The organism is Arthrobacter ulcerisalmonis (genome assembly GCF_900609065.1).
GTDB lineage: Bacteria > Actinomycetota > Actinomycetes > Actinomycetales > Micrococcaceae > Arthrobacter > Arthrobacter ulcerisalmonis.
Map to the genome: position 1 here is coordinate 1 of NZ_UXAU01000004.1, position 1,489 is coordinate 1,489.

2 protein-coding genes are annotated in these 1,489 nt (G+C 59.3%); both read right to left on the reverse strand.

Annotated elements, in window-relative coordinates; all coding sequences use genetic code 11:
• Positions 1–39: 39 nt before the first annotated feature.
• The gene (locus PSET11_RS16695; protein WP_203415855.1) at positions 40–894 is read right to left on the reverse strand and encodes an IS3 family transposase; all 855 of its coding nucleotides are present in this window, start codon (positions 892–894) and stop codon (positions 40–42) included.
• Positions 891–1,265, reverse strand: coding sequence for a helix-turn-helix domain-containing protein (locus tag PSET11_RS16700; protein WP_203415856.1), 375 nt, complete (start codon positions 1,263–1,265; stop codon positions 891–893). Before PSET11_RS16700 ends, PSET11_RS16695 begins: the two co-directional genes overlap by 4 nt.
• Between the last annotated feature and the right edge of the window lie 224 nt (positions 1,266–1,489).

Below are 1,489 nucleotides of genomic sequence, written 5' to 3' on the forward strand. Positions count from 1 at the left end.
TGAACTGGTCCCCGTTTGTTGGACTGGTTTATTGGGATTCTAGGCTGCGGTGGCTTGGGCCCGGTATTGGACCGGGCTTAGACCGTTGAGTTTGGTTGAGATTCGTTTGGTGTTGTACCAGTGGATGTACTCGTGCAGTGCTGTTGCTAGGGCGTCGGTGTTGAGGAATCGGACGTGGTGGAAGAGTTCTTCCTTGAGGTGTCCGAAGAAGTTCTCCATGACGGCGTTGTCGTAGCAGTTGCCCTTGCGGGACATGGATTGGGTGGCGCCGGCTTCGCTGAGCAGCTGCCGCCAGAACATGTGCTGGTATTGGAAGCCTTGGTCCGAGTGCACCAACGGTTTTTGTCCCGGTTCAAGGCAGGTGATTGCCTGGCGTAACGAGCTGTTGGCCAGGTCCAGGTTCGGTGAGTTGCCGATGGAATACGCGATGATTTGCCGGTCAAAGAGGTCCATGACGGGTGAGAGGTAGAGCTTCCGATCCCCGACGCGGAACTCGGTGACGTCAGTGACCCATTTCTGGTTCGGGGTATCGGCGTTGAACTTCCGGTTCAGCAGGTTCGGTGCAATCACACCCTGCTCGCCGTGGTACGAGGTATAGCGTTTCCGCCGCCGGACCTTGCAGCGCAGGGCCAACAAACGCATCAGCTTCAGCACCGTTTTCTTCGCCACCGTCCATCCTTGCTTGACCAGCTCGGTGTGGATCCGGCGATGACCGTAACGGCCATAGCTTGCTATGAAAACCTCCGTGACGGCGTTCTTGAGTGCTTCCCGCGGGTCCGGGGACAGGAGCCGGGCTTGATGGTAGAAAAACGTTGAGCGGGCCACACCTGCGACCTGCAGCAGGACCGGAAGCGGGTAATCAGCCTTGAGGGCGATGATGGCTTGAACCTTCACCGTCGTTCCTGAGCCCTCAAGGCCCGCAATTTTCCCAAGTAGGCCACCTCTGCCCGCAACAGTTCGTTCTCCCGACGCAGTTGCTCAAGCTCCGAAACCTCCCCGGCCCGCTCCGCTGCCCCGGCCTTCACGAACGGCACGGCCCCGGGTTTCCGAGAAAGTGCCGCCTTCGGCTTCGCTGGCGTGCCCTTACGTTGTGGCATCAGCCCGTCCTCGCCCTCCTGCCGATACGCCCTGACCCACTTCTGCAGCAGCTGACGTGAAGACAGGCCCGCTTCAACAGCCAACTCCTGCCCGGTTTCACCCGCGAGGAACCGCTGCACCAACGCGAGTTTGACCTCGAAAGAGTACGACTTCGGCGCCTTAGTCACCAGCACACCTTCCCCATGAATCCTCCACAGCCCATACAGCCCCCTCACCGGCACGAGCGGCGCATCCAGATACCGGGCCACCGCCCGATACCCAAGCCCCCTTTCAAAACACGCTACAGCGGACACCCGCTGCACCACAGACAACGAACTACGCGAACACATAAAACTGCTCCCCTCACATCGGAACTGAAAATTTCTCAGTCCAACATTTGGGGAGCAGTTCA